Annotated in this window: 2 protein-coding genes; one reads left to right on the top strand and one right to left on the bottom strand. The window is 52.6% G+C overall.

Going from position 1 to position 4,724, the window contains the following annotated elements:
• Positions 1-490: extracellular solute-binding protein (locus IGR76_06290; GenBank protein ID MBF2078126.1), on the bottom strand; the 490-nt coding region annotated here is incomplete at its 3' end.
• Between the two features lie 455 nt (positions 491-945).
• Here IGR76_06290 and carB point away from each other — a divergent pair.
• Positions 946-4,227 carry a carbamoyl-phosphate synthase large subunit gene (gene carB / locus IGR76_06285; protein MBF2078125.1) on the top strand — a complete coding sequence of 1,094 codons (3,282 nt, stop codon included), beginning with the start codon at positions 946-948 and terminating at the stop codon, positions 4,225-4,227.
• Positions 4,228-4,724 lie beyond the last annotated feature (497 nt).

The following is a 4,724-nucleotide window of genomic DNA, read 5'->3' as shown; positions in this document are numbered from 1 at the left end:
AGGTGGATAGCTCTGATGGGTCAACGGTATCTTTGTTGTAGACAATCACACGGGCACGTTTCGCCAGACCAAACCAGTAACCATCGGGGTCACGCAGACTAGCGGGAATGTTGGTCTCTAAGACCTCAGATTTCACGGGCTGGAGCAAGCCTTCTTCCTCCGCTCGCCATAAGCGTCCGGCATCCACGGTGAGCAGAATATCAGCCGGACTATTACTGCCCTCGTTTTTGATTCGCTCAATTAGCTCATCATCTTTACCTTCAATCAGGTTCACCTTAATGCCCGTTTCGTTGGTGAAGGTTGTATAGAGGGCATCGTCCGTGTCGTAGTGGCGGGATGAATAAATGTTAATTTCGCCCGTTGGAGCGGACATTTCACTGCTGGTATCCGTAGCAGCGTTTTGATCTGCAGACGGATTGGCACAGCCGACAACCGTCAGTAGAGAAAGGCTGGCAACGGCTCCAAATAAACGAGAAGGTAAGCGGTTCATGGTCACTCTAAAATCCAACTTGCAATAGATAACGTCAGAGAATTTGCACCAAGATAGTGCTGGTGCATCTTGAAACAGGCTCTCAAGTGCTGACTTGGTCCGGGCTAGGAAGCTAGTACGTCCGTAGCGATTTTTCTCGCATGCAGCACCGGAGTCGTCAATCATTTCAAGCTGTACTCAGCTCATCCGGTTCTATAGGTTTGCCGAAGTGCCTAGGGACCCAGACTGGATTCCTAGGATTTTCTTAAGGCATTGCTAATATTCATTCTCAATTAATTTAGACCACATCTCAGCTAAAAGCAAACTATTTTCAATAAGGGTCGCGATAAGCTGGGGCGATCGCCCTAAAAATCGTGTGTCACGAAATTTGGATGTAATCTCGATTAAGACTTCAAGCTGCAATGGAAGATTGCCTCTAAAATAATTGGGATTTGATCTAACGCCATAAAAACGCTATGCCCCGTCGAGACGACATCCACAAAATTCTGCTAATCGGTTCTGGCCCAATTGTGATTGGTCAGGCTTGCGAGTTTGACTATTCGGGTACCCAGGCGTGTAAAGCGCTGCGCGAAGAAGGGTACGAAGTGGTTTTGGTAAACTCCAATCCCGCCACGATTATGACCGATCCGGAAACCGCGAACCGCACCTACATTGAACCGCTGACGCCTGAGATTCTGGCGAAGGTGATCGAGCGAGAGCGTCCCGATGCGCTGTTGCCGACGATGGGCGGGCAAACCGCGTTGAACTTGGCCGTTGCCCTGTCTAAAGATGGAACACTGGACAAGTATGGCGTTGAACTGATTGGGGCAAAACTACCCGCCATCGAAGAAGCCGAGGATCGGAAGTTATTTAAAGAGGCGATGGAAAAGATCGGCGTGGCGGTGTGTCCGTCGGGCTTGGCGACGACGATGGACGAGGCACGGGCGATCGCCACCAAGATTGGCACCTACCCCCTGATTATCCGTCCGGCCTTTACCCTGGGGGGTGCTGGAGGAGGTATCGCCTACAACCAGGAGGAGTTCGAAGAAATCTCCCAATCTGGTTTGGATGCCAGTCCCGTTTCCCAGATTTTGATCGAACAGTCGCTTCTGGGGTGGAAAGAGTACGAACTAGAGGTGATGCGCGACCTTGCGGATAACGTGGTGATCATCTGCTCGATTGAGAACCTAGACCCGATGGGCATTCACACGGGTGATTCGATCACCGTAGCTCCAGCGCAAACGTTGACCGATAAGGAATATCAGCGGCTACGGGATGCGTCGATCAAAATCATCCGCGAGATCGGTGTAGAAACGGGCGGATCGAACATCCAGTTTTCGGTGAATCCCGACACGGGCGACATCATCGTGATTGAGATGAACCCGCGCGTATCTCGGAGTTCTGCCCTGGCCTCCAAAGCCACCGGATTCCCGATCGCCAAGATGGCGGCAAAGTTGGCGGTGGGCTACACCCTGGACGAAATTCCCAACGACATCACCAAGAAAACGCCCGCCAGCTTTGAACCTACGATTGACTATGTCGTAACCAAGATTCCCCGCTTCGCCTTCGAGAAATTCCCCGGCTCCCAGCCCGTTCTCACCACCCAAATGAAATCCGTGGGTGAGGCGATGGCGATCGGTCGCACCTTCCAGGAATCGTTCCAAAAAGCGCTGCGATCGCTGGAAACGGGTCGGGCGGGCTGGGGGTGCGATCGCGACGAGAAACTCCCCAGCCTCCAGCAGGTGCGTCCATTGTTGCGGACTCCCAATCCCGAACGGATTTTTGCCCTGCGCCACGCCATGCAGTTGGGCATGAGCAACGAGGAAATTTATGAACTCACCAGCATTGATCCGTGGTTCCTGGATAAGCTCTCGGACCTGCTGGAAACCGAAAAATTCCTGAAGCGCACGCCGCTGAAGTCCCTCACCCAAGCGGATATGCAAGGGGTAAAAGCGCAAGGTTTTAGCGATCGCCAGATTGCCTACGCCACCAAGACCAGCGAGGAAGAGGTGCGAACCTACCGTAAGAGCCTCGGCGTAATTCCGGTCTACAAAACCGTGGACACCTGTGCGGCTGAATTTGAAGCGCTGACGCCGTACTACTACTCCACCTACGAATCCGCCGTGATCTCGATCCGGGAAGATGATGCTGGGGAGGTGGAATCGGAAGTGTTGCCCTCCGAGCGCCGCAAGGTGATGATCTTGGGCGGTGGCCCCAACCGAATTGGGCAAGGGATTGAGTTTGACTACTGCTGTTGCCATGCGTCCTATGCTCTCCAGGACAAGGACTATGAAACCATCATGGTCAACTCCAACCCGGAAACCGTTTCGACGGACTACGACACGAGCGATCGCCTCTATTTTGAACCCCTCACCCGCGAGGATGTGCTCAATATCATCGAAGCGGAGCATCCCGAAGGGGTGATTATTCAGTTTGGTGGACAAACCCCCCTGAAGCTAGCGGTGCCGCTACAAAAGTATTTAAACGAAAATCCCGACTGTCCCACCAAGATTCTGGGAACCTCCCCCGATTCCATCGATGCTGCCGAAGACCGGGAACGGTTTGAAAAGATCCTGCGCGATCTCGACATTAAACAACCCCCCAACGGCATCGCCCGCAGCTATGAAGAAGCACTTCAGGTTGCGAAAAAAATTGGCTACCCGGTCGTTGTCCGTCCTAGCTACGTTCTCGGTGGACGGGCAATGGAGATTGTCTATTCTGATGAAGATCTGGAACGATACATGACCTATGCCGTCCAAGTCGAACCGGATCACCCCATCCTGATCGATCGCTTCTTGGAAAATGCCATAGAGGTAGACGTAGATGCCCTCAGTGACCAGCACGGCAACGTTGTGATTGGCGGCATCATGGAACACATCGAGCCTGCCGGAATCCACTCTGGCGACTCGGCCTGCTCTATTCCCACCGTGACCCTTTCCGATGCAGCGCTGACTACAATTCGCACCTGGTCTACTCAACTGGCTAAGGCTTTGAATGTCGTTGGCTTGATGAATATCCAGTTTGCGATCCAGGGCGATCAGGTCTACATCATTGAAGCCAATCCTCGCGCCTCGCGTACGGTTCCCTTTGTCTCGAAGGCGATCGGTGTTCCCCTCGCGAAAATGGCGGTGCGGGTGATGACGGGCGAAACCCTAGAGTCTCTGGGCTATACCCAAGAGATCATTCCCCCGCACATGGCGGTCAAAGAAGCCGTCTTCCCCTTCGAGAAGTTCCAAGGCACAGACACGATCCTGGGGCCCGAAATGCGGTCTACGGGTGAGGTGATGGGCATCGACAAAGACTTTGGGAAAGCCTTTGCCAAGGCGGAACTGGGCGCAGGTCAACGCCTTCCCATGTCGGGAACGGTATTTGTGTCCATGAACGATCGCAACAAGATGGCGGCAGTTCCGGTGGTGAAGGAGCTAGCGGAACAGGGACTGAAGATTGTGGCGACGGTTGGTACCCAGAAGGTGCTGAAGGAAAATGGCATTGAGGCGGAACAGGTGTTGAAGATCTACGAAGGTCGTCCACACATTGGCGATTCGATCAAGAACCAGCAAATTCAGCTCATTATCAACACTCCGGTGGGTCAAGAAGCCCAGATCGACGATCGCTATATTCGACGAACGGCACTGGCCTATAAGGTGCCCACGGTGACAACGATCGCGGGTGCAAAGGCAACGGCCTCCGCGATTCGATCGCTCCAGTCTGAGCCACTGGAGGTGAAATCGATTCAGGAGTATCTAGAAAATATCTAATCGATTCAGGAGTATTTGGAGAATATCTAATTGTGTCGGGTGGGCAATGCTCACCCGATTTCTTTATCGAGAGGGGCGACGCTGATTTTTCCTATGCCTCTGGGGTTGGGTATGGCTGTAGGGTTGGCGATCGCCCAATGGCTGAGGAGGGTTGAGCACTTAACCGGACGATGATGGATAAGTCCGGTATACGGGGTGTTATCCAGCAAATGTGACGGATAAGCACCCCAATCTCCGTGCTTAACTGTCAAATGTGACGGATAAGATCCCAATTCTCCGGACTTAACTATCAATTTTTCTGTTTAAATCCTGAAAATCTGGGTGTTATCCCGTTGATCTGATGGATAATCCTGGTAAATACGGATCTTATTCAGCAGATCTGACGTTGAATACACAGTTATCGGGTAGTGCATTTTAGTGCGGGGCAGAGGAAAAGGGGGTATTCCCTTGCTCGACCAACTTCCGTCTGATTTGGCGATTGTAGTCATGGATGAACA

It is taken from the genome of Synechococcales cyanobacterium T60_A2020_003, assembly GCA_015272205.1.
GTDB lineage: Bacteria > Cyanobacteriota > Cyanobacteriia > RECH01 > RECH01 > JACYMB01.
Note: the sequence above shows the minus strand (reverse complement) of the source record. Positions and strands in the feature narration are given on the sequence as shown.